The 23,192-nt window shown below is 37.5% G+C and carries 27 protein-coding genes; 16 read left to right on the top strand and 11 right to left on the bottom strand.

Going from position 1 to position 23,192, the window contains the following annotated elements; translation table 11 throughout:
* Positions 1 to 27: 27 nt before the first annotated feature.
* Positions 28 to 1,425, top strand: a complete 1,398-nt coding sequence (gene sufB, locus COL05_RS12450; protein ID WP_001118827.1) for a Fe-S cluster assembly protein SufB — start codon at positions 28 to 30, stop codon at positions 1,423 to 1,425.
* A gap of 408 nt (positions 1,426 to 1,833) precedes the next feature.
* On the opposite strand, the gene COL05_RS12465 is transcribed toward sufB, so the two are convergent.
* The gene (locus tag COL05_RS12465) at positions 1,834 to 2,064 is read right to left on the bottom strand and encodes a hypothetical protein (RefSeq protein ID WP_142337464.1); all 231 of its coding nucleotides are present in this window, start codon (positions 2,062 to 2,064) and stop codon (positions 1,834 to 1,836) included.
* A 229-nt stretch (positions 2,065 to 2,293) separates the two neighbouring features.
* On the opposite strand from COL05_RS12465, the gene COL05_RS12470 reads away from it, so the two are divergent.
* From COL05_RS12470 to yunB, 3 genes are all read left to right on the top strand, one after another.
* Positions 2,294 to 3,685 carry a bifunctional metallophosphatase/5'-nucleotidase gene (locus COL05_RS12470; RefSeq protein ID WP_098668829.1) on the top strand — a complete coding sequence of 464 codons (1,392 nt, stop codon included), beginning with the start codon at positions 2,294 to 2,296 and terminating at the stop codon, positions 3,683 to 3,685.
* A gap of 64 nt (positions 3,686 to 3,749) precedes the next feature.
* Positions 3,750 to 4,052: a YunC family protein gene (locus COL05_RS12475; RefSeq protein ID WP_000248463.1), complete on the top strand. Its 303-nt coding sequence runs from the start codon at positions 3,750 to 3,752 to the stop codon at positions 4,050 to 4,052.
* Positions 4,053 to 4,106: 54 nt separating this feature from the next.
* A complete protein-coding gene (gene yunB / locus COL05_RS12480) occupies positions 4,107 to 4,838 on the top strand; it encodes a sporulation protein YunB (protein ID WP_098668830.1) in 732 nt (243 codons plus the stop codon).
* Positions 4,839 to 4,875: 37 nt separating this feature from the next.
* Here yunB and COL05_RS12485 read toward each other — a convergent pair whose 3' ends face one another.
* Complete coding sequence (locus COL05_RS12485; protein ID WP_098668831.1) at positions 4,876 to 5,859, bottom strand: M23 family metallopeptidase; 984 nt, start codon at positions 5,857 to 5,859, stop codon at positions 4,876 to 4,878.
* 189 nt (positions 5,860 to 6,048) lie between these two features.
* On the opposite strand from COL05_RS12485, the gene lipA reads away from it, so the two are divergent.
* A complete protein-coding gene (gene lipA, locus COL05_RS12490) occupies positions 6,049 to 6,945 on the top strand; it encodes a lipoyl synthase (protein WP_000166370.1) in 897 nt (298 codons plus the stop codon).
* Between the two features lie 17 nt (positions 6,946 to 6,962).
* Here the strand turns inward: lipA and COL05_RS12495 are convergent, their stop codons facing one another.
* Positions 6,963 to 7,445, bottom strand: coding sequence for a YbaK/EbsC family protein (locus tag COL05_RS12495; RefSeq protein ID WP_098668832.1), 483 nt, complete (start codon positions 7,443 to 7,445; stop codon positions 6,963 to 6,965).
* A gap of 74 nt (positions 7,446 to 7,519) precedes the next feature.
* A complete protein-coding gene (locus COL05_RS12500) occupies positions 7,520 to 8,074 on the bottom strand; it encodes a histidine phosphatase family protein (RefSeq protein ID WP_098668833.1) in 555 nt (184 codons plus the stop codon).
* 134 nt (positions 8,075 to 8,208) lie between these two features.
* On the opposite strand from COL05_RS12500, the gene COL05_RS12505 reads away from it, so the two are divergent.
* Entirely contained in the window at positions 8,209 to 8,652 is a 444-nt protein-coding gene (locus tag COL05_RS12505) for a hypothetical protein (RefSeq protein WP_098668834.1), read from the top strand.
* Positions 8,653 to 8,677: 25 nt separating this feature from the next.
* Here the strand turns inward: COL05_RS12505 and COL05_RS12510 are convergent, their stop codons facing one another.
* A complete protein-coding gene (locus COL05_RS12510; RefSeq protein WP_142337466.1) occupies positions 8,678 to 9,493 on the bottom strand; it encodes a YhfC family intramembrane metalloprotease in 816 nt (271 codons plus the stop codon).
* A 100-nt stretch (positions 9,494 to 9,593) separates the two neighbouring features.
* Between COL05_RS12510 and COL05_RS12515 the strand changes: the two genes are divergently transcribed.
* Positions 9,594 to 10,328 carry a MerR family transcriptional regulator gene (locus COL05_RS12515; RefSeq protein ID WP_098668836.1) on the top strand — a complete coding sequence of 245 codons (735 nt, stop codon included), beginning with the start codon at positions 9,594 to 9,596 and terminating at the stop codon, positions 10,326 to 10,328.
* Positions 10,329 to 10,362: 34 nt separating this feature from the next.
* On the opposite strand, the gene COL05_RS12520 is transcribed toward COL05_RS12515, so the two are convergent.
* Positions 10,363 to 10,941: a YhcN/YlaJ family sporulation lipoprotein gene (locus COL05_RS12520; protein WP_098668837.1), complete on the bottom strand. Its 579-nt coding sequence runs from the start codon at positions 10,939 to 10,941 to the stop codon at positions 10,363 to 10,365.
* Positions 10,942 to 11,059: 118 nt separating this feature from the next.
* Between COL05_RS12520 and COL05_RS12525 the strand changes: the two genes are divergently transcribed.
* Positions 11,060 to 11,362, top strand: coding sequence for a YutD family protein (locus COL05_RS12525; RefSeq protein WP_000435943.1), 303 nt, complete (start codon positions 11,060 to 11,062; stop codon positions 11,360 to 11,362).
* Between the two features lie 37 nt (positions 11,363 to 11,399).
* Here the strand turns inward: COL05_RS12525 and COL05_RS12530 are convergent, their stop codons facing one another.
* From COL05_RS12530 to glpX, 3 genes are all read right to left on the bottom strand, one after another.
* The gene (locus COL05_RS12530; RefSeq protein ID WP_098668838.1) at positions 11,400 to 11,894 is read right to left on the bottom strand and encodes a cytoplasmic protein; all 495 of its coding nucleotides are present in this window, start codon (positions 11,892 to 11,894) and stop codon (positions 11,400 to 11,402) included.
* A 370-nt stretch (positions 11,895 to 12,264) separates the two neighbouring features.
* Positions 12,265 to 12,531 (bottom strand): DUF3055 domain-containing protein, encoded by a 267-nt coding sequence (locus tag COL05_RS12540; RefSeq protein ID WP_098668840.1) that lies wholly within the window; start codon positions 12,529 to 12,531, stop codon positions 12,265 to 12,267.
* Positions 12,532 to 12,547: 16 nt separating this feature from the next.
* Positions 12,548 to 13,519, bottom strand: a complete 972-nt coding sequence (gene glpX, locus COL05_RS12545) for a class II fructose-bisphosphatase (protein ID WP_016085706.1) — start codon at positions 13,517 to 13,519, stop codon at positions 12,548 to 12,550.
* A gap of 147 nt (positions 13,520 to 13,666) precedes the next feature.
* Here glpX and COL05_RS12550 point away from each other — a divergent pair, with 147 nt between their 5' ends.
* The 4 genes from COL05_RS12550 (at position 13,667) to COL05_RS12565 (ending at position 16,334) form a co-directional block, all read left to right on the top strand.
* A complete protein-coding gene (locus COL05_RS12550) occupies positions 13,667 to 14,107 on the top strand; it encodes a DUF86 domain-containing protein (protein WP_098668841.1) in 441 nt (146 codons plus the stop codon).
* 79 nt (positions 14,108 to 14,186) lie between these two features.
* Positions 14,187 to 14,819, top strand: a complete 633-nt coding sequence (locus COL05_RS12555; protein ID WP_098668842.1) for a helix-turn-helix transcriptional regulator — start codon at positions 14,187 to 14,189, stop codon at positions 14,817 to 14,819.
* A gap of 107 nt (positions 14,820 to 14,926) precedes the next feature.
* Positions 14,927 to 15,691 carry a TIGR01457 family HAD-type hydrolase gene (locus tag COL05_RS12560; RefSeq protein WP_098668843.1) on the top strand — a complete coding sequence of 255 codons (765 nt, stop codon included), beginning with the start codon at positions 14,927 to 14,929 and terminating at the stop codon, positions 15,689 to 15,691.
* A gap of 112 nt (positions 15,692 to 15,803) precedes the next feature.
* Complete coding sequence (locus COL05_RS12565) at positions 15,804 to 16,334, top strand: iron ABC transporter substrate-binding protein (protein ID WP_098668844.1); 531 nt, start codon at positions 15,804 to 15,806, stop codon at positions 16,332 to 16,334.
* 32 nt (positions 16,335 to 16,366) lie between these two features.
* Here the strand turns inward: COL05_RS12565 and COL05_RS12570 are convergent, their stop codons facing one another.
* Entirely contained in the window at positions 16,367 to 16,948 is a 582-nt protein-coding gene (locus tag COL05_RS12570) for an NAD(P)H-dependent oxidoreductase (protein WP_098668845.1), read from the bottom strand.
* 221 nt (positions 16,949 to 17,169) lie between these two features.
* Here COL05_RS12570 and COL05_RS12575 point away from each other — a divergent pair, with 221 nt between their 5' ends.
* The 3 genes from COL05_RS12575 (at position 17,170) to COL05_RS12590 (ending at position 21,498) form a co-directional block, all read left to right on the top strand.
* On the top strand, positions 17,170 to 17,958 hold the full coding sequence (locus COL05_RS12575; protein WP_098668846.1) for an ABC transporter ATP-binding protein: 789 nt from the start codon (positions 17,170 to 17,172) through the stop codon (positions 17,956 to 17,958).
* On the top strand, positions 17,942 to 20,515 hold the full coding sequence (locus COL05_RS12580) for an FtsX-like permease family protein (protein ID WP_142337468.1): 2,574 nt from the start codon (positions 17,942 to 17,944) through the stop codon (positions 20,513 to 20,515). Before COL05_RS12575 ends, COL05_RS12580 begins: the two co-directional genes overlap by 17 nt.
* A gap of 503 nt (positions 20,516 to 21,018) precedes the next feature.
* Positions 21,019 to 21,498 carry a GNAT family N-acetyltransferase gene (locus tag COL05_RS12590; RefSeq protein ID WP_098668848.1) on the top strand — a complete coding sequence of 160 codons (480 nt, stop codon included), beginning with the start codon at positions 21,019 to 21,021 and terminating at the stop codon, positions 21,496 to 21,498.
* Between the two features lie 23 nt (positions 21,499 to 21,521).
* Here the strand turns inward: COL05_RS12590 and COL05_RS12595 are convergent, their stop codons facing one another.
* Positions 21,522 to 22,013: a phosphatidylglycerophosphatase A family protein gene (locus tag COL05_RS12595; protein ID WP_000665103.1), complete on the bottom strand. Its 492-nt coding sequence runs from the start codon at positions 22,011 to 22,013 to the stop codon at positions 21,522 to 21,524.
* A gap of 120 nt (positions 22,014 to 22,133) precedes the next feature.
* Between COL05_RS12595 and yutH the strand changes: the two genes are divergently transcribed.
* Positions 22,134 to 23,135, top strand: coding sequence for a spore coat putative kinase YutH (gene yutH / locus COL05_RS12600; protein WP_098668849.1), 1,002 nt, complete (start codon positions 22,134 to 22,136; stop codon positions 23,133 to 23,135).
* The last annotated feature ends 57 nt before the right edge of the window (positions 23,136 to 23,192 follow it).

Below are 23,192 nucleotides of genomic sequence, written 5' to 3' on the forward strand. Positions count from 1 at the left end.
AGGTTATCTAAGGAGGGACACACCAACATGGCGAAGCAACTGCCAGATATCGGCGATTATAAATATGGTTTCAAAGACAAAGACGTTTCGATTTTCCGTGCTGGACGCGGTTTAACAAAAGAGATCGTTGAAGAGATTTCACGTATGAAAGAAGAACCACAGTGGATGTTAGACTTCCGTTTAAAATCACTGGATAAGTTCTATGAAATGCCAATGCCACAATGGGGCGGCGACTTAAACGACTTAGATTTCGATGAAATTACGTACTACGTAAAACCATCTGAGAAATCTGAGAAGTCTTGGGATGAAGTACCTGATGAAATTAAAGCGACATTTGATAAATTAGGTATTCCAGAAGCTGAGCAAAAATATTTAGCTGGTGTATCTGCACAGTACGAATCTGAAGTTGTATACCACAACATGAAAGAAGACCTAGAAGCTCTAGGAATCGTCTTCAAAGATACAGATAGCGCATTAAAAGAGAACGAAGATATTTTCCGTGAGCATTTCGGAAAAGTAATTCCACCAACAGACAACAAATTCTCTGCATTAAACTCTGCAGTTTGGTCTGGTGGATCATTCATCTACGTTCCAAAGGGTGTGAAAGTTGATACACCACTTCAAGCGTATTTCCGTATTAACTCTGAAAATATGGGACAATTCGAGCGTACGCTTATCATCGTAGACGAAGGCGCACATGTACACTACGTAGAAGGTTGTACAGCACCTGTTTACACGACTAACTCACTTCACAGTGCGGTAGTAGAAATCATCATTAAGAAAGATGCATATTGCCGTTATACAACAATCCAAAACTGGGCGAACAACGTATACAACCTAGTTACAAAACGTGCGGTTTGTGAAGAAAACGCAACGATGGAATGGATTGACGGTAACATCGGATCTAAATTAACGATGAAATATCCAGCAGTTATCTTAAAAGGCGAAGGCGCTCGTGGTTTAACATTATCTATCGCGATTGCTGGTAAAGGCCAACACCAAGATGCTGGTGCGAAAATGATTCACTTAGCACCAAACACGTCTTCAACAATCGTTTCTAAATCGATTGCGAAGCATGGTGGTAAAGTAACTTACCGTGGTATCGTACACTTCGGACCAAAAGCGAAAAACTCTCGCTCTAACATCGAGTGTGACACGTTAATCATGGATAACCAATCTACATCAGATACAATTCCTTATAACGAAATCAAAAACGATTACGTTTCACTTGAGCACGAAGCAAAAGTATCAAAAGTATCAGAAGAACAATTATTCTACCTAATGAGCCGCGGTATTTCTGAGCAAGAAGCTACAGAAATGATCGTAATGGGCTTCATCGAGCCATTCACTCGCGAACTTCCAATGGAATACGCAGTTGAAATGAACCGCCTGATCAAGTTTGAGATGGAAGGTTCTATCGGTTAATATAAGTATGAAGAAAGCGCCCTGCTGTGCAGGGCGCTTTTTTATGTTGTGCTTGGTTGGAATCAGTTTATAGGTCAGTTCAGGCTAGGGCAGGCTGGCTGGCTGGGATACCCAGCCAGGTGTTTAGTTAAATATATCAGCGATTATTTCAATATATCGACGATTCGACAAGGAATATCGACTTATCGACAAAGTAAGACAAAAGAAATTCTTCATATACCCCCGCAACATAAAGTGAAACTTTAATCAGTGGGGGGGGGTCATTCCCCACTGATTATTAGTTGAACCAATCGGGCTTTTACGAGCAGCCCGACCCCCACCTCACTTCTTTGCTTTCGCTGAATTTTGAGGTGGGGGTCTTACTGCTCGTTAAATGCGGGATAAAAATAGAGCTAACGATAACTAGCTCTAAAATCCGAATCCTACAAATATAAAAGGAATACCTATTAATACAAAGAGAATTAATAGAAGTAAGATAAAGATACCAGCAAATCTCAATTTGCTAGCTTCGTTTTTAGATATTGCAACCATGCTAAACATGAAGCCGAGAATAACGGGAGGGAAGCTAATAAATAGATATAGATTCGGTAAGTAAAGTACGGAAGCGATAAATAAAATGCTTCCTACTAATGAAAACACGAGTGAGAGTAAGCTATAAAGTTTAATAAGAACACCTCCTATATAGATGATAATGCAGAAAAATTTATATGAAAAGGGCAATCTTTTGCTTTTTCTCATAATGCGAGTACAATGTAAAATAGCAAGAAAAGACGAAAAGTATTTACAGGATTATTGCGTACGCATAGCGTAAATGGCAGTAAGGAACTGAGGGGAGGTTTTTTCTCTGAATATAAATAAAGAAACAATCATCCATCTTTATCATACAAACGATATACATAGTCATTTTGAAAATTGGCCGCAAATTTCTCGGTTTGTACAAGGGGAGAAAAAGCGAAGACAGGAAGCGGGAGAGACCGTTTTGACGGTTGATATCGGCGATCATGTGGATCGTTTTCATAGTATTTCGGAAGCGACGAATGGACTTGGCAATACGAAGCTTTTGAATGAGGCTTTATATGATTATGTAACGATCGGAAATAATGAAGGAATTACGTTAGCGAAGGAGCATTTGAATCGTCTATATGATGATGCTGGATTTGAGGTGCTCGTCGCGAATTTATTTGAAAAAGAAGGTGTACGTCCAGAGTGGGCAAAGCCTTATAAATTACATACAACGACAGATGGGATTACGATTGCTTTTATCGGGTTAACGGTAGCTTATCCAGAGTTTTACCATATGCTCGATTGGCATATTGAAGATCCGCTTATCCATTTAGAGTCTATTTTAGAAGAAGTGCGAGATGAGGCTCATATTACAGTTGTCCTTTCTCACCTTGGAAAAAGCATGGATGAGTATATGGCGGAGCATTATGATGTAGATGTTATTTTAGGGGCACATACGCATCATTTATTTGAGCGAGGCGTTCTTATGAATAATACGTTACTTTGTTGTTGTGAAAAGTGGGGACGTTACGTTGGGCACGTTCAGCTTACTGTGGATAAAGAGACGAAGAAGCTGTTGAAAAAGGACGGTAGGGCAATTAAGACAGAACGTTTAGGTGCTTATAGCAAACCGTTATCCACAATTGAATTGCTGCAGGAAGAAAGTAAACAGATTATGGCAGAGCCTGTCGTTCATGTAAAGGAATCATTACCAGTCGATTGGTTTCAGGAGACAGCATTTTCGCACATGCTAGCAAATGCGCTGAAAACGTGGTGCGGTGCAGAGATTGGAATGGTGAACGCGGGTGTACTTCTGGAAGGATTAGAAGAAGGTGTTGTGACGCGCGGAGATATTCACAGAATTTGTCCACATCCAATTAATCCATGTTTATTAAAAGTGCCGGGGAAAACGTTACGAGAAGTTATTTTGAAAGCACGTCGCCCGAATATGGAGAACCTTGAGGTAAAAGGATTCGGATTTCGCGGGAAAGTGATGGGGAAAATGATTTACGCTGGTGTCGAAGTCATTCCAGATACGATTCCTGGAAATAAAATCTTACTCGAAGATGTATTGATTAACGGGGAATCGCTGGAATTAGATCGTATATATACAGTAGGAACGATTGATATGTTTACATTTGGCTACTTATACCCAGAGCTATCCACACTTTCTGACAAACAATATTATATGCCAGAACTACTTAGAGATGTGTTAACAGACATGTTAATAACTTATACATCTTCCGTCAAACTATAGGCTAGTTAACTTGTAACACTCATTTTTCTCTGTCATACAGATAAGAAAGAGAGGAGTGTGAACTATGGTTAATGTGGAGCCAATTATAATCGATAATTATACGTTTATTGCGGTTAGCGTCAAACTTCCAAAGACAAATTTGCTAGCTGTAATGAGCGATAAAGGATATATTATGTGCGGTGCATTAGATGTAGGTCTTTTAAATGAGAAGTTAGGGGATCGAGGAATTATTGCTGGCCGCGCGGTTGGTGTAAGAACGATTGAACAACTTCTTGAAGCACCGCTAGAATCAGTAACGATTGAAGCTGAAGCTTTAGGTATTACGGCCGGCACAATCGGAAAAGAAGCATTATTAAAAATGAGATAAGCATATATCGTCCCTCCTTCTTGCATAGAAATGATATAAGAAGGAGGGTTTTTTATGAGTATATTTCGTTCGAAAAATTCGCGGTTTCGAAGGGGGCCTATTTCCTTTCGGCACATACTGCTTATGTCATTTATTCTTTTTGTCATATTACTCGTGCAAGGATTATGGATTGTGAATAGCAGCATTCAGCCGACATTAATGAAATATGGAGAAGTAGAGACACATAAAATGGCGACAGCGGTTATGACGAAGGCGGTAAAGGACAGAATTAATGAAGGGTTCGATGTCGATTCATTAATGAAAGTACAAAATGATAAAAACGGGAAAGTATCCACAATTAATTTAAATACGAAGCAAGTAAATGAAATCGTAACGTCAACGACCACGTACATAGAAAAATATTTACAGCAAGTAGAGAAAGGTGATTTGAAGGGGCTAGGTATTTCTGAAAAAAATGGGGCGACGATGGCAGTTCCTTTTGGGCGTATAACGGATAATGCGCTTCTTGGAAATATAGGACCCGATATTCCAATTGATTTCACGACGATTGGTCATGTGAATACCGATATTAAACAAAAAATTGAGCCGCACGGAATCAATACGACAGCGATTCAAATTATTATGGAGATGGAAGTAACGTTGCAAGTCATTATTCCATTTCATACGAAGGAAATAAGGGTAAAACAAGATGTTCCAATTGCAACGCGTATCGTTCAAGGGGAAGTGCCTACGTATTATGGAAGCGGAAGTGTTGTTGTACCTGATAAAAAGAAAACGGATAGTTAGACTGTAAATAAAAAATAACCGTAGCAATGTGCTACGGTTATCGTTTTGTATTCGCGCGTTCTTTTCGTTCCCAAAGACTTAAATGCATGTATGGATCGAAAGCCCATTCTGTATAGCCATTGTCTTTATACATGCCGAAATGTAAGTGAGGTGGGAATTTTCCAGCTGTGCCGGGAGGGCCGTAACCGGTGCTACCAACAAATCCGATTACTTTTCCAGGCTCGACAATTTGTCCGAGCTGTATTTCTTTTGAGAATCCGCCTAAATGAGCGTAATAATGGTAATTATTATGAAGGTCGCGAATACCGATGCGCCATCCGCCAAGGCGATTCCAGCCTTTTGTTTCAATGATGCCATAGCAAGTGGATCTTACTGGTACGCCATAGCCTGCAAAAATATCAGTTCCTTCATGAACTCTTCGTCCTCCAAAACTTCTTCCAGCGCCAAAAGTACTACGGTAGCTATGGTCACTACGAATCGGAAGAGGGAACGCATTTCCTTCTAAATTAATACGTCCGTAATGTTTATAAATTTGGGCGTATTCGGTAATTAATTCAACTGTTTTTGCACGTCTATAATATTCCCAGAGCATGATTTTAATACGGTCTTCGGACGTTCCTTGTTTCTTTAAAATTGTTGCTGCTGTATGCAAAAGATCACGGTCGTTATTTGCATTTGCAAATCCATCTTTGTCACCATCTAAACCTAACCCGCCAAATAGAGCAATTGTATGGGGAAGAGTGTCGTTACCATTAACAGGTCCAGCCCATATTTCTGGTTTGAAATAGAGGGAGATGATGGCATCTGGTTTTTTCGGAATATCTTTTCTTACGCTCCGTATATTTCTTTCATATTGATCCATTGCAGCTAAGTAATACCACGGAATGCCTGAAGATTGCTCGGTTTCTTTATATAGTGCCATGCGCTTTTCGTATATGCTTTGCTGATTATCTTCACCGTAAGCGATGTTTTGGTGGAGAAGAAAGCAAATCGAAAGCAAAAGAGAAATTTTTCGAAGCATGAAATAGACTCCTTTCACATCATCACTCTTTTTAGTGTGGGATATACGGAGTATTTCATTATAGGGAACGATTGGAAAAAATCTTAGAATCTTCATTTGAGCAAATCGCTTTCATACGTTAGAATAGATATGTTACATTGAAAGAAGCGAACACGGTAAACTATTTCATATTGTGCGGAGTTGATAACCATGACAAAACAAACAGAATATAAGCGCAAGCCCGAATGGTTGAAAATTAAGTTAAACACGAATGAAAACTATACAGGCTTAAAGAAAATGATGCGTTCTAAAAATCTTCATACAGTTTGTGAGGAAGCAAAATGTCCGAATATTCATGAATGCTGGGCTGTAAGAAAAACAGCAACATTTATGATTTTAGGTGCGGTTTGTACACGTGCTTGTCGTTTTTGTGCGGTTAAAACAGGCTTACCAACTGAGCTTGATTTACAAGAGCCAGAACGCGTAGCAGATTCTGTAGTACAGATGGGCTTAAAGCACGTTGTTATAACAGCGGTTGCACGTGACGATTTAAAAGATGGTGGAGCAGCTGTTTTTGCTGAAACAGTACGCGCTGTACGTCGTAAAAATCCATTTACGTCAATCGAAGTATTACCATCTGATATGGGTGGAGTAGAAGAAAACTTAAAAATGTTAATGGATGCAAAACCAGATATTTTAAACCATAACATTGAAACAGTACGTCGATTATCTGACCGAGTTCGCGCTAGAGCAAAATATGATCGTTCATTAGAGTTTTTACGTCGAGCAAAAGAAATGCAGCCTGATATTCCAACTAAATCGAGCATTATGGTGGGCTTAGGTGAAACGAGAGAAGATTTAATTGAAGCAATGGATGACTTACGTGCAAACAATGTGGATATTTTAACTCTTGGACAATACCTACAACCATCTAAGAAGCATTTACCAGTTCTTAAATATTACCCACCAGCAGAATTTGCAGAGCTTAAAGAAATTGCACTTAGCAAAGGCTTTAGCCACTGTGAAGCTGGTCCACTTGTGCGTTCTTCTTACCATGCGGACGAGCAAGTTCGTTCTGCAAAAGAAAACACAGCAGAAGCAAAATAATGAAAAAAAGAGAGCTATTATAAGCTCTCTTTTTGTTTATATTCTAAAACAGTATTTGAGCATGTTGATAAGATTTTCTTTAATTCCTCTGTGGATAATTCGATTGTAAATTCAGGTACACCAGGTGTAATTAAAATTTTATCGTACGTATAAATAGCGTTATCCACAATAATTGTTACATCGTGTGAATACCCGAAAGGAGCGACACATCCTGGCGTACAACCAGTTTTGTCTCGCATTTCATCAGGAGAACAGAGAGATAAGCGTTCTCCTGTTATTTCTTTCATCTCGCCCCGGTTGAGCCTTGTACCCTCTAACGTAAAAAATACGTAATAATCTCCAGACTTGGATTTTAAAAATAAGCTTTTACTTGGAGTACCTTGTAAGCCAAGCCTTTCACGTACGATACGATCTGTTTCATAATCGAGTACCGGTTCGTGTTCAAACTTTTCGTAAGAAGCATTTGTTTTATGTAGTAAAGCAAGTACATCTTCGTACATATGGAGTGATACCCCTTTCTATTGTTAGTACAGTTTCTTCTCGTGGCGTCAACTGAATGTGTTGGAAAGAGATATTACTTGGATGATGCTTCCCATAATCGTTTTATAGTACATTGTTCATCAATTACAATTTCATAAACATCAGGATTCGTTAAAGCTCTCCATTCATGAAAACCAATCGTATGATCAAAGTGCTTTAAAATGAGCGTCAGTAAGTTGCCATGTGTAACGAGTAGTGTTGTAGTATGGTTTAATTTTAAAACGTCTTGGATAAGCGATATAGCACGGTCTGTTGCTTGTTTTGTTGACTCTCCGCCTGAAAAGGCAATATCTATATTTATAAAAGTAGATTCTAGTTTTTGCATCCAATCGTCCATTGGAACGTCGCTTAATATGCGTTCAGCTAATCGTTCATCTTCTTGGATAGACAAATTAGCTTGGAGTGCATAAGGCCGAATAGAATCGATAGCTCGTACAAATGGGCTTGAAATAATATGATCTATTTGTAGTTGGTTTTCTAAGAGGAATGTAGCAAGGATATGTGCTTGGTTTTTCCCATCGGTCGTTAATTCGGCATCACGTTCTTGGCCAGTTGCTGAACAATGTCGTATTACAATTAATTTCTTCATAATTCATCCCCATCTTTCAAGTTGACGCTATATACTTCGACAAATGCGGAAAAAATTCCTTTTTATTGGAAACGACATAATGATCTAAGCATGTGGAAAAGTAATGTGGATAATAAAAAAATTGAGGTGCAATGATGAAAAAAATGATCTGTCTCGTATCCATGATTTATTTTCTTACGCAAATGTCCACAGCATATGCACAATCCAATCCAAAAGTAGATTATCCGAGCAATCGAAATAAATCATTTATGAGTGAAGATGTGTTTTACGAACAATTAGATAAGAAAATGTATAGAGAATACAACAATGCAGCGTATAGTGTTCGAAAGAAGATTTTATTTAAAGAAGTACCCGATGAAGAATTTTCTTTTCTACAAAAAACAGCCGCGGGTTGTCGGAGTGAAGTGATGCTTCATGAGTCTTTTATTCACCCTAATCGCCAAGTTTATTTTTTCGCTTCCTTTTCTCAAAATGAAGTAAAAGAGTTACATAAGTACATCGTTATAGATGCAGAAAAGAAGAAAGGGCTGCGAGAGGGGAAAAATTATCATCATTGTAATAATTTATATAAAAAATAACCCACCAATTTTGGTGGGTTATTTTTTACTCTGGCACACTCATTAATTTTGCTTTCATTTTACGAATAAGAATGATAGCACCAATTGTGAAGAGAAGGGTAATTCCTTCTGCAACAAAAATGTTAATTGTTTTCGTTTGATAAAGTGCCGCGAAGAAGTCTACAAGTGCGTGGAATAGTATAGCGTACACAAGGAAGATATACTTCTTCTGTTTTACTGCGTATAAAACAAGCATTGTAAAGGCGATTTGTAGCACGAGTGCCATAATTCTTTCTAAGCTACCAAGGAAGTATAAGTAGGCAGGTTGCTGGATTAACATGTCCTGTAGGCGGCTTAGTTCTGGCATTTTTTCGACCATCTGAGCGAAGCTACCGTTGTTAATTGAATTCGCAAATATAAGTGCTTGGAATGCAGAGAATCCGCCAACTAAAATGGATTCAATGCCGCCGTGACCAATTCCGTAAGCGAAGCCATCTTTATATTCTTGATATTTTTTTAGTAGGAAGAAGAAGGCAACGAAGCGTCCTAATTCTTCAAAAATACCAGCAGTTAGTCCGCCATAAAGTGCGAAGACAAATGGATTTTCTAAAATTGGAGCGATTGCTGGATTACCGCGCATAAATAGGTGGAATGGTGTTTCGAGAATTTGGGTAAATCCGATAAAGATAAGAACACCAACGCCGACTACTTTCCAATTTATATTGTATTTCTTACGGAAATAAACGAGTACAATAATTGGGACCAGAATCGAAACAACGAGTTGAAAGATGATGCTGGCAATTACAGTATTTGAAACCATACTTTCACCGCTTTCTAATATATGTACATATCTATTATGCATGAAATATAGGAGAGATGAAACTTTTTAAGATAAAATGAATTTACTTATTGACTCTAACGTTGCGTCATACTTTATCGTATGTACTAAGGGGGAGATACACATGACAATGAAGGTAAAAGAGGTAGCTAATTTAGTTGGAATTAGTGTGCGCACACTGCATCATTACGATGAAATTGGGTTGTTAACCCCAGATGAGACGACAGAGTCTGGATATCGTCTGTATTCCAATGAAAATTTAGAGACGTTGCAGCAAATTTTATTTTTTAAAGAATTAGGCTTCCCTTTGAAGAAAATTAAAGAAATTATCATGAGTCCATCATTTGACCGGGAAGAAGCATTGCAGCTTCATAAGAAAATGCTTCTTGAAAAGCGTGCTAGGTTAGATAAAGTGATTGCGACGATTGATAAGACAATTCAGCATACAAAAGGAGAGATTGAAATGACGAACAAAGAGAAATTTGAAGGCTTCGATTTCAGCCATAACCCATATGAAGAAGAAGCTCGTGAAAGATGGGGAGACGCAGCTGTAGATAAAGCGAATGAATATGCAAAAGGTATGTCAAAAGAGAAGCAAGAAGAGTTTAATGCTATTTACAGAAATTTAGCGGCACTTAGACATGGCGCACCAGATTCTAAAGAGGCACAGGAAGCAATCGGAGTATGGTACGATTACTTGCAAAACTTTGGTGAATATTCATTAGATGCTTTTAAAGGACTTGGCCAAATGTACGTCGCTGATGAGCGCTTCACGAAAAACATCGATAAGTTTGGTGAGGGGTTAGCTCAGTTTATGTGTGATGCGATGGAAGTTTATGCGGATCGTAATAAAAAATAAAAAGTAAAACAGGTGGAGATTTTCTCCACCTGTTTTACTTTTTAATCATATTATTCAAAGTCTGATCCCCGGTATTGTTCAAATGGGGATTTTTGCTCATTTCTCGTTTTAGCATATCAAGGCTCTGTGTATATTCTGTATCATTTAATGCGCCAGATTGCAGACCTTGAATTTGAGAAATCAACTTTTGGTCTGTTGAGACATATGCTTTATAATAGCGAGGGACGATGGACAAAGCAGCTCTATATACTTGATCCGCTACGAGTTTTGGATCCGTTGTGTTTGCACGGTATACAACAAATACTTCATCATCGGTAACGAGCGTAGCAGCGTTTGTAACGTCAGGAAGTTTGACTGTCATGCTTGTGATCATTTCAGCGACTTTCTCACGGTTAATGGCCCCTACTTGTTTGTTAGACACTTCATGCTTTTGTTTAGATGAATAACCGACTCTCGTTAATCGTGTATTTGTATTTTCCGTATGATACATGTCGTTTTTGTTGGAAACAAGAACACGGCTTCCTTCTTCACGTTCCATTTCGGCTTTATTCGTTGGTTGGCAGCCTGCAAATAAGGAAAGAGTGAGGAGAGAGAGTATAATTTGTTTTTTCACGATGTATCACCTCCTTCTCCATAGCATGCACTAATTTTCAATTTTTTGTATTTGAAATTGTTGGTTGTTATGCTTTGTGATACGATAAAAAGAAGAATGCTTAGAGAGGAAGTTAATGATGGAGCAAAAGCAAGAGATTCATGCTACGGTGAGCATTAATAATGTGCAGTACGAAGTAATTAAAAACTTTCGTGACGGTTTTAGTGAAGAAGCATTTAAAGAGCGCTATGCAGAAATTTTAAATAAATATGATTATATCGTTGGAGACTGGGGTTATGAGCAACTTAGATTGCGCGGATTCTTTGATGATAGTAACCAGCGTGCGACATATGATACGAAAATTAGTACGTTAACGGAGTATTTATACGAGTACTGTAACTTCGGTTGTGCACACTTCGTATTACGAAAAGTGAAGAAATAAAAAAAATCCTCTTACGATTGTAAGAGGATTTTTTGCATTATAAACAAATCGAGATATAATCGCCTTCAGAAAGTATTGTATTTGGCTTCATTTGTTGTCCGTTTAATTGAATATCACCATTTTTAATTTTATCCACAATGCGTGTACGGCTCCAGTCAGAAATATATGTGGATAAAGCTTTATCGATTCGGTGGGAACCGAAAACGAGGTCTAATACAATCGTAATTTCAGCTACGCCGCTTTCCTTATGTTGTGTAATGGAGATAGTAGTTGTTTCTGTTTGATCTTGTTGCGTCACATCGACTGTTTCCACATGATCAGTAAATGATTTATAAATACGAAGCTTTTGGTTCCATGTATGGTCTTTCGGACATTTATAAATGGCAAAGCGGTATATGTTTTTTCCGTTGGCATTATGCCTACGAATATTTGTGTCAGTAAATAGGGTAGTTCGTCTGCAATTTTTACAATATTTTTCGATTGTGTTTTGCTCGTTTTCATATAAACTCCAAGAAAGTTGTACTTTCTGCATTTTCCTTCACCTCTTATAGTAGTGGTAAAGGAACGTAATACAGCTATTTGGATGTCTTGTAGTATGAAGACATGGGAAAAAGACAAAAATAAAAGGAGGTTCCCTTAGGAACCTCCGTAAACATCATACTACAGATGCGTTACGTTCCTTTGTAATGGGAATGGGCAGACTACTCCCTTGAAAAAGCACGGTGCTTTTTTGAGAGTAATGCTATCCAATTGCTGGTCCATTACAAAGTAGTTGTTGGCATACGTAGATAACGTCCTTTCTATCCAAATAGATTTATTCTTAATTATAACATAAAAGATCGAAAATTCAAAATACTTATAATGAAAAAACACCAGCTAAAACAGCTGGTGCCTAAGATAAATTATATAAGTTCAAATAAAAATGAGCGTAGTTCTTCTGCAATTTCTTCAGTCATAGAAAATGCGTGCTCTAAGTAGCCTGGTTCGTTTAAATCGTCAGTGCCGATGATTGCAAATTTATTGCGCTGCATATCAAGGACAATTGTTTTACCGTAATGACGATCAGAGTATAAAAGCGCTAAATCATGACGCTCATTTTCTCCCATAAAGCTAACGAAACGCGTTTTTGTAGCGACAGTATCGTCGTACAGAAAGAAACGATCTTCCATACACATGGCTCCTTTATTAAATATCTAAGTTTAAGTGTGGCTTATGATCTAAATGGTGATGCGTTTTAATGAATCGTACTGTTCTTGTTTTGTAACGCATTACGATTGAATATGTTTCAGCTAAATCTCCGCCAAGGAATTTCACGCCGTCTAATAATTCACCAGCAGATACACCAGTTGCTGAGAAGATTGCGTCATCACCAGATACTAAATCATCTAACATAAGAAGTTGACGTGGGTCTTCTAATCCCATTTCACGACAACGAGCTTCTTCTTCTTCGTTCATTGGAACTAAGCGAGCTTGCATTTCACCTTCAAGGCATTTTAATGCTGCTGCAGAAATAACACCTTCTGGAGCTCCACCAATACCTACGAATAAGTCGATACCTGTCCCAGGTAGTGCTGTTGCGATTGACGCACCAACATCACCATCACCAAATAATTTTACGCGTGCACCTTTTGCACGAACACGATCAATAATATCTTGATGACGCTCACGTTCTTGAATGATAACCGTTAGATCGCGAATCTTTTTATTGTTAGCTTCTGCTACAATTTCAATTGTTTTTTCAATTGGATCATCTAAGCTAATTTTACCAGCTGCTTTTGGACCAACCGCGATTTTTTCCATGTACATATCAGGAGCATGAAGAAGGTTTCCTTTATCTGCGATTGCGATAACTGCCATTGCATTTGCAAGACCTTTTGCAACGATGTTTGTACCTTCTAATGGGTCAACGGCGATGTCTACTTCTGGACCGTTACCTGTTCCTAGTTCTTCACCAATATACAACATCGGTGCTTCATCAAGTTCTCCTTCACCAATTACAACTGTACCTGCCATGTTTACTGAATCAAACATATCACGCATTGCTGTAGTTGCTGCATCATCTGCTTCGTTTTTCTTTCCGCGGCCCATCCACTGTGCGGATGCTAATGCTGCTGCTTCTGTTACACGGACAATTTCTAGTGCGAGTTCACGTTCCAAGATTTCATTCCTCCAATTTCAAAAATCATACAAATATAACTATAACAAATAACGGAGAAAAGGTGAATTCGAAAAATTGTCGATTTTTTCAGAAGAAAGCGTTACAATTAAAATGTAAATGCTTTAATTTCCAGGTAGGTGACATTCATGTATTTTGTAGACAGAAAGAAAATAGAACAAATGCTAGTATGTTTAGAACGAGCAACAAATACATTTCAAGAGAAAAAGATATATGAAACCGAGTTTGAATTTTACGCATTAGAACGCATAGCTCATCTAATGATTGATACTGTATTAGATGTAGGGAATGCGATGATTGATGGATTTATTATGCGCGATCCAGGAAGTTATGAAGATATTATCGATATTTTGATGGACGAGCGAGTGATAAGTGCAGAAGAAGGGCAAGGCATGAAAGAAGTGATTCTTCTTCGAAAAATGCTTACGCAAGATTATATTCAAATGAATCATGATGAATTATATAAGACGATTCAAAAACATATTGCAGTGGTAGAGAAATACCCAGCAAATATTCGCAGTTATTTAGAGAAGGAATTAGGACCTGTATCTGCATTTGTACCAGAATAATTATGCTTATAAGATCCCCAAGGTACCTATTTGGGGATCTTATATTGTATGTGAGAAAGAAAAGGGAGAAGGTTGAAACATGGGGGAAGCACGTACGACGAAAGATGAAATTGTTCAATTGTTGAAAGTAAAGGGAGAGCATACGGTAGCGGAACTAGCAGACGTTTTAGAGATTACAGAAATGGCAATCCGAAGACATTTAAGTAATCTTGAGAAAGATGGTTTTATCTATTCCAAGATGGTAAGGCAACATGTCGGAAGACCAACTTATTTGTATGGATTAAGTGAAAAGGGAGAAGATACATTCCCGAAAGAGTATAAGCAATTTGCGATTGATATGCTAGAAGATTTAGCTCGAATGGGTGATGAAAAAATACTTCGCTACGTTTTAAAAGAGAGAACGAAGCGAATGGAAGAACAGTTGCAAAAACGAGTGAGTAATCAAAAGAATTTAGCATATAAAGTGCAAGAGATAGCGGCTATGCAAGAGAAAAATGGTTATATGGTTCAAATAAAGAGAGATGGAGAGAACTCTTTCGTAATTGAAAAACAAAACTGTCCGTTAAAGGAAATTGCAGAGAGATTCCCGCAAGTATGCGAAGATGAAAAAGAGATGTATAAGCGTTTATTTGCAGGAGCAGATGTAAAGACATTAGCAAATATGTGTGAGGGCGATTGTAGTTGTTCTTACCAAGTAAAAGAGAAAAAATGAACGTTATGGGGCGCTTTTAGGTAAAGCGTTTTTTTCTTTGGAAAAAGCGGGTAATATAAGAGTGGTATGATAAGGTGAGAACGTTAGCATAGAAGGAGAGACATAATATGTATAAAGGTTACTTAATTGACTTAGACGGTACGATGTATCGCGGTGAAGAACAAATTGAAGAAGCGAGCGACTTCGTAAAAGCATTAGGAGAGCGCGGCATTCCTTATTTATTCGTTACGAATAACTCAACGCGTAAACCAGAACAAGTGGCAGAAAAACTTGTTCGTTTCGATATTCCAGCGGAAGCAGAGCAAGTATTCACAACGAGTATGGCGACAGCGAACTTCATTTATGAACGTAAACAAGACGCAACTGTATATATGATTGGTGAAGAAGGCTTGCATGATGCACTTGTGGAAAAAGGATTTGAACTTGTGGATGAAAATCCTGATTTCGTTGTTGTTGGTTTAGATCGTGACATCACATATGAAAAGTTAGCAAAAGCGTGTCTTGCTGTGCGTAACGGCGCAACGTTTATTTCCACAAATGGAGACATTGCCATTCCGACTGAGCGCGGATTATTACCAGGTAACGGCTCATTAACATCAGTTGTAGCAGTATCAACAGGTGTGGATCCAATCTTTATCGGAAAACCAGAATCAATCATTATGGAACAAGCTTTAAAAGTACTTGGCATAGAAAAAGATGAAGCATTAATGGTTGGGGATAACTACGATACAGACATTTTAGCAGGAATAAATGCTGGTATGCATACCCTTCTTGTCCACACAGGAGTCACAACTGTGGAGAAGTTAACAGAATATGAAGTACAACCAACGCAAGTTGTGCATAACTTGACGGAGTGGATTGAGAAGATGTAATGAAAAGCAGGTAACCGGAATAGGTTACCTGCTTTTTTTATGCATAATTGCATATTCGCTGTCGTTATATAAAATGTAAAATTTATATGTAATGATACAAGGGGGAATCAGCGTGTACTGGATGTCATGTATTATGTTTGTTTTTACATTATGTGTTTTGTTTTTTGTTCTGTGGAAGATATATAAAATAAATGAAATGAAAAAAAGCGCAGGAAAACTCATTGCAATGTATCCTCGGGTGAAAAGACGTTGGATTGCATTACTTGGACCAACATATTTCATTGGACAATGTATGTATATATATGCTCAGTACGTAAGTGGCGATATTGATACAGTTGACCAGTTTCTCATTCAGCTAGGTATTCATGCTGTAGCAAGTTGTTTTATGATTTTAATAGCTATTCATCTTATTAAAAGTGTACAAATATATGAAAAAGGTGTAGTAGACGGATTAAACTTTTATTCATACGAAGAATTAAAAGGCTATAAAACATCAACATGGGAAAATCCAAAAGAAAATATATTTTTATATCGCGGGCGAGAAAAAATGAATGACAATGTAAATTTACTTATTAGACAGGAAGATATGAATGAATTAGAAAACATTCTTCAAAGATATATTCCGAAATTAATGATGAAATAAAAAACTCCGGTTTTAACAACCGGAGTTTTTTATTAGAATGCACGATTCACAACATCTTTAACTTCTTCAAGATATTGCTTACGCACACTATTATCCACAGAAGGAACACTTGTATAGAATGTATGCTCAATTGTTTCAATACCTGTAAATTCAAAAATACCAACATCTGTTGTTTTCTTCATTGCTTCAAACATACCGCCTGCTGTGTATGCTTCTTTCGTATTTCCCATTGTAGATAATAATAAGCCTTTTTTACCGCTTAATAACTTCTCAATACCATTTTCACCGTAAGCATAAGCAAAGCCGTGGCTAAATACACGGTCAACGTATCCTTTTAAAATAGCAGGAAGTCCCGCCCACCAAACTGGATAAATGAATGTAATGCTATCGGCCCAAGAGATATACTCTTGCTCTTCTTTAATATCTTCTGGTGTGTTTCCTTGAGAAAATGAGATGAAATCGGAAGCGCCTAATACTGGATTGAAGTTTAACTCGTATAGATCGCGAACGCGTACTTCATGACCTTTTTCTTCTAATTCACTTTTTACCGTTTCTAAAATCGCATGGTTGAAGCTTTCTGTATTTGGGTGTGCATAAACGATTACATGTTTCATTGTTCTTCCTCCTATTTGTGAATAGTTTTTTATTTATGTAACTATTATGGTTACCTCTGTTGTGAGAGTCAACTTTTTTGGCGTGAGAAATAAAGCGGAAATGTAATCAGATAATATTGGATACATGTTAGTATGTGACAAAAAAATACAAAAAAGTAGGGATTTTGCATTTTTGAATAGAATATATAGATTGGTAAATAGAGAGAGAAGGGGATATCGGGATGAATATTATTGAAATTGAAAGGTTAGAAAAATCATTTGAGATTGGGGATAGTAAAGTAAAGATATTAAAAGGTATTAATCTTCAAATTCAAAAAGGAGATTTCGTTTGTATTATGGGGGCAAGTGGTTCAGGAAAAACAACTTTATTGCAGCTATTAGGTGGATTAGATATTCCATCGGTAGGTAGTATTCGAGTTGATGGTACAGAGATTTCAACGTTAAAAGAAAAAGAGCTCGCTTTATTTAGAAGGCATAAAATCGGTTTTATTTTTCAGCAGTTTAATTTGATTCCAGTGTTTAGTGCAGAAGAGAATGTAGGGTTACCGTTACTGTTAGATAATGTCTCGCAAAAGAAGGCAACGGTGACGGCAACTCGTTTATTAGAACTCGTCGGGCTAAAGGGAAAAGAAAAGCATTTACCAGCGCAATTATCAGGCGGGCAACAGCAAAGGGTTGCAATCGCAAGAGCTTTTGCAAATGAGCCGGCAATTATATTAGCGGATGAGCCAACAGGGGCATTAGACTCAGAAAATAGCAAAAATATCATCGCGGCACTTCGAAATGCGTGTGATGAGTTAGGGCAAACAGCTGTCGTTGTAACGCACGACCCGTTCGTAGCGGCTCATGCTGATAAAGTTGTTTTCTTATTAGATGGTGAAGTAATTCATGAACATGCTGAAAGTAAAGGGTGGAAGTTTCGAAATATCCCACAACAAGTTACTCACATTCAAGAGATTATGAATCGCCACTTTAAAGTAGGGGGTAAAGGTGATGCGATGGGTAATTAAGTATGCAGTAAAATCGATGAAACAAAATTGGCTGCGAAATATGTTGATTGCTCTCGGTGCAGCTTTAGGTGTTATGTTAGCAACGATGTTATTGCTAGGTAATCAATCAGTAGAGAAAAGTGTGAAGGAACAAGTAATAACCCGGTATGGAGATTATAATTTACAATTTGGCTATATAAAAAACGATATGTATTTAAATAATGAAAGTTTAAAAGGAATAGATGGCTTAGGAAATGCTGAGAAAATATCAAAAGCACTTATACCATATCCTTTTCCGCATTATAAAGAGCTATCGGGAAAACCGTCCTATTGGGGTGTTGAGCAAGATTCTCCAGAAATGCATTCTTATAAAATAGTAGAAGGGCGATATCCGAAAGAAGGTGCTGAGGTAGCACTGACAAAAGGGTATACAGATCGTGAAAATATAAGAGTAGGAGATACGATTAAGTTGCCATTCCCGCAGCATGGAGAAAAGACTGTGAAAGTCGTCGGGATTTTAAATCCGCCGTTAATGGCAGCAATGGGGCATAGTGCTTATTTTCCGATCCATTGGCTTCAAAAAGAATTAAATCTACCAAATCAATTCAATCTCGTTCAAGTGAAAACAGCCGATGTAAATGTGAAAAGAGCAATTGCTTTTGATGTACATAAAAAGATTGAGAATATAAAGGTGGACCAACGTACTTATGTTGATAAGGCATTTGAACGATTAAATGTAATGAAGCCGTTAATTTTTAGTTTAGGTGGTATTGCTTTATTTGTTGTAGCTCTTTTAATAATGGGAAGCTTCTTCTTATCTGTTAGAAGTCGATTTAAGCAGTGGGCATTATTACGTGCGCTCGGTAGCAATCCAAATCAAATTATATTAGTCGTTTTATTAGAGGCTTTATGCATCGGAGCAATCGGATCGCTAGCAGGAGTTATTCTTGGGGCAGGTACGCAAACAATTGCCGCATCGTTCATTAACGAATGGGTGAATATTGAGGGGACAGGGAAAGCATCATTCTCGATTTCAGGTGAGATTTTACTCATTACGTTTTTACTAGGCATTGTTATGTCTGTCATAGGGGCCATTATACCAGCTTTCATGGTTAGAAAGATTCCGCCAGTTCAAGCACTTCGGCCAGGTCTTCCTAGTAATGAGAAAAAAGAAAAAAGGTGGAGTACTTTTAGCCTTAGCATTTTAATCATTGGTACTGTGATTGGACTAGCAGGTAGCGTATTAGAGGAGTATATTGGTTTTAATCCAAGTGCGATAGGAGCGCTTTTATTTGCGGTCGGTTTGTTATTGGCCATTCCGTTATTTATTCGCGTAATAGCACCAGTGATTGCAAAACCATTTCAAATGATATTACGAGTTGAAACGACGATTAGTAGCCGGAATGTAATTCGTAATCGGAATAAGGCAGCTGTGTCGGTTGCTATACTAGCATTTGGTTTTATGTTAGCACTTGTTGGAACGATGTATGTAAATTCTATGTATGAAGGTATGAAAAAAGGGTTACAAAAACATTTACCAGCTGATTTAGTAATAAGAATTCCAATAGAGTCGCAAAGTACCGAAGTATTACCATTTAGTTGGATGGAGAAGATTAAAAAAATAGATGGTGTAGAAGAGAGCGTAGCAAATGTTACTGACTTTACAGCGAAGCTTATAAATTATGATTTTAAAAAAGCGGATCAAGAGTGGTATGAACATGCAAGGAAAAATGGTTTTGAATATGATGGGATAGAGGTTGTGGGGAATGATATTGTTGCTTATCAAAAAGTAACGAAAGCGAAAGTGATTACAGGACAAGAGTTAAATAAGCCATTACAAGATGGTGAGGGAGTCGTTACGAAGAGAACTGCTAAAACATTAGGGATTCAGTTGCATGATACAATTGAAGTACAAGGGAAAGGAAAAGAAAAACAAACGATTAAAGTCGTTTCGATTATTGAGCAAGGATTAAGGGGAAGAGGATTAGACATTTTCGTAAATGAACAATGGGTTCGTGATAAGTTTCACGTGCAAGGCTATGAAGCAATTCAAGTTATGACAAATTCTAATCAATCATTTGAAGAGATTAAGAAGCAAGTAAAAGACATTACAAAGAATAAAGAGAATGTAGAAGTTATAAACAGTTATGATTTATTGAAAGAACAAGAGCAGTTATTATCGCAAATGATGATGTTAATTCGCTTGTTAGTTGTAATTGTTTTCATTATTTCTGGCATAGGATTAATGAATGCAATTGTCGCAAGTTTGCATGAAAGACGTGCTGAAATTAGTATGATTCGTGCGGTAGGAGCTATTCCGAAGCAAATGAGACGGATCGTTTTATTAGAGGGAACTTTACTTGGAGCGATAGCTGGTTGTATCGGCATCTTTGGTGGGATTCTGTTTAGCTATATCGTGTTATCAAGCTTAGAGTTAACGGTCATTATTATTCCGTATAATCAAGTTGTCATACTGGCTCTAGCTAGCGTGATGCTTGGAGCAGGCGCAGCACTGATTGCTTCATTACAAGTAAGAAAATTTAAATTAAGTGATACTTTAAAGGAGTTATCAGCATAAAAGATTGCTATACCCCGCTCATACAAAGAACAAAGAAAACAAATAAAATGATAACAATACCAATGCCGAAGTTAAATAAGAGAGTACTATCCATACTATGTAACCTCCTTGTTTGAAAGTAAAAAGCACTCTAGCCAAGAGTGCTTTTTTATTTTGAGTCTACTTCAAAACTTTGAGAAAAGGACTCATGCATGTAAAGAGTTACATTATTTTATGTGTTTATGCTTTGAAATGAGTAAGTCCTTGTCAGGTATAGAAAAAAAGACACTCTTTTGAGTGTCTTTAACGATGACAAAATGTGCCAATTGCTTGAGTTTGATAAGGCGCTAATATCCGTTTTAACGCCTTTTCTTTGATCAAGAAGTGTAACAACAGCGATTCAAATAAATTGTACCATTTGTTTTATAGCTGTGCGTATGTAATTCTGCATATTGCAATTAGAGGGAAATGAGGCACGAAAAATGAATGAGTATATATAGAATATTCGATTAGGAGAGATAAGGATGGATATACATAAGTTAACGGTAGAAGAAGCAAATGAGATAAATACGTGGACGTACGAAGAAACTTATAATTTATATAGTTTTTCAGGCGAGGAAGAAGTAATAGAAGAATTATTAGATGGGACGTATTATGGTTGTTGTGACGATAAGGGAGAGTTTATCGGCTATTTTTGTTTTGGGGAAAATGCACAAGTACCAGGGGGAAGAGATGCTCATTTATATGGTGGAGAAGATGTAATTGATATCGGACTTGGCATGAAGCCGGCGTTAACAGGGAAAGGGCTGGGGAAAATGTTTTTTCAAGCTGGGATAGCCTTTGCTGTTAAAGAATTTAAGCCGAAAACGTTTCGACTTAGTGTAGCGACATTTAATACAAGAGCGATTGCGCTTTATAAAAACATAGGTTTTCAGCAAGGCCCTATTTTTTTGAGCCGTGGAAGAGAATTTATGCTTATGGAATACGAAAGACCGTCAGTATGAAACTGACGGTTTTTCGTATTTTATTATTCCGAATGCTCAGCTCTGTGTGCTAAGCGGCTTGAAGCAGCAGCAGCAATTCCGCCAACGATATCATCAAGGAATGTATGCACCTTTCCAGTTGATTTATCATTTAAGTATTCTAAAATACCAGGTTTTAATTTATCGATATATCCAAAGTTTGTGAAACCGATAGAGCCGTACACATTAACGATAGAAAGTGCGATTACTTCATCAATTCCGTATAAGCCTTCATCACGTTTTACGATATCTTGTAACGGCTCACTTAACATTCCTTTTTCAGCAAGAACATCGAGTTCGATACCAGTAATCAGTGCGTTTTGTACTTCACGTTTTGATAATACACGCTCAACGTTATAACGGCATTCTGACATCTCTAAATTTGGATGATATTTTTTTTGAAGAAAATGAACAAGCTCAGCAATATCGTCAATTGTTACACCGCGCTCTTGTAATAGTTGTAATGCTCTTTCTTGTAGTTGATTTGATTCTTTCATGTTTATCACCTTTTTTTCTTTTTAGTATTTGTATACGTTTCGTTGCTTTATCACGTGCATAGGAATGAAAGGCGAGCACAAGCTCATATATATAAAGAAAAACCATAGGTGGCGAATGCGATGATTCATCATATTTATGAGCATTATCATATGCATGTTAAAGAATTAATCCCCCTTGGCCCCTATAAAAGCTTTTGGATTCGCAACAAAATTTATGTACTTGTTCCAATTGGAGAAATGGAGGAAGAAGTACTTGTAGAGATGAAAAAGCTCAGTGACTATATGAACCAGCAAGGGGATATAACTGTAGCGACTTTCGTTCCGACTATACACGGCTACTATGTAAGTGAGATAGAAGAACAAAATTACTGCTTATTAAAAGGTATGCGTGCGTTAGAACGACATGCTACATCATTAGGAAGTGAGCTTTCTATATTCCATAAACGAGGTGCTTTTTTTCCGGAAGAGATCGAACAATTAAGCCGCATTGGTGAATGGAAAGCGTTATGGGAAAAAAGGCTCGACCAATTAGAAAAGTTTTGGCAATCACAAGTGATGAACCACCCTACAGACGTATTCGATCAATTGTTTATTGAATCCTTCCCATATTACTTAGGAGTTGCAGAAAATGCAATTCAATATGTTGTTGATACAGAGATGGATGATACGCCGCAACTAACTGATGCAGCAACCATTTGCCAAGAACGATTCACACCTTTATTATGGCATCAAACGAAGCTTCTCAAACTTCCTTTTGATTGGGTGTATGATCATCCAACTCGAGATATGGCAGAATTAATCCGCTATATGATGATAGAAAAAAAGAAAGACTGGGAGCAAACAATCGTTCAATTTGTTACAGATTACGAACGAAATTATTCGCTATCCTCATTTGGTTGGCGCTTATTATTTGCAAGGCTCCTGTTCCCGCTTCACTATTTCGAAACAGTCGAACGATATTACCAAACGGGAAACGAAGAACAAAAAAGCATATATAGAGATCGCTTAGAAGCCATTTTACACGATGTGAACCGCTCTGAGCAATTTATGAAGCACTTTTATGGATCACTGCGTTTACCAGTTGATAAGCTCGGGATTAGAAAATTAGATTGGCTGTCTTAAAATGAAAAAAGAGACCGGGTGAGGTCTCTTTTTTATACTACAATTGTATGTAATACA

The sequence above is a fragment of the Bacillus sp. AFS059628 genome, assembly GCF_002571225.1.
GTDB lineage: Bacteria > Bacillota > Bacilli > Bacillales > Bacillaceae_G > Bacillus_A.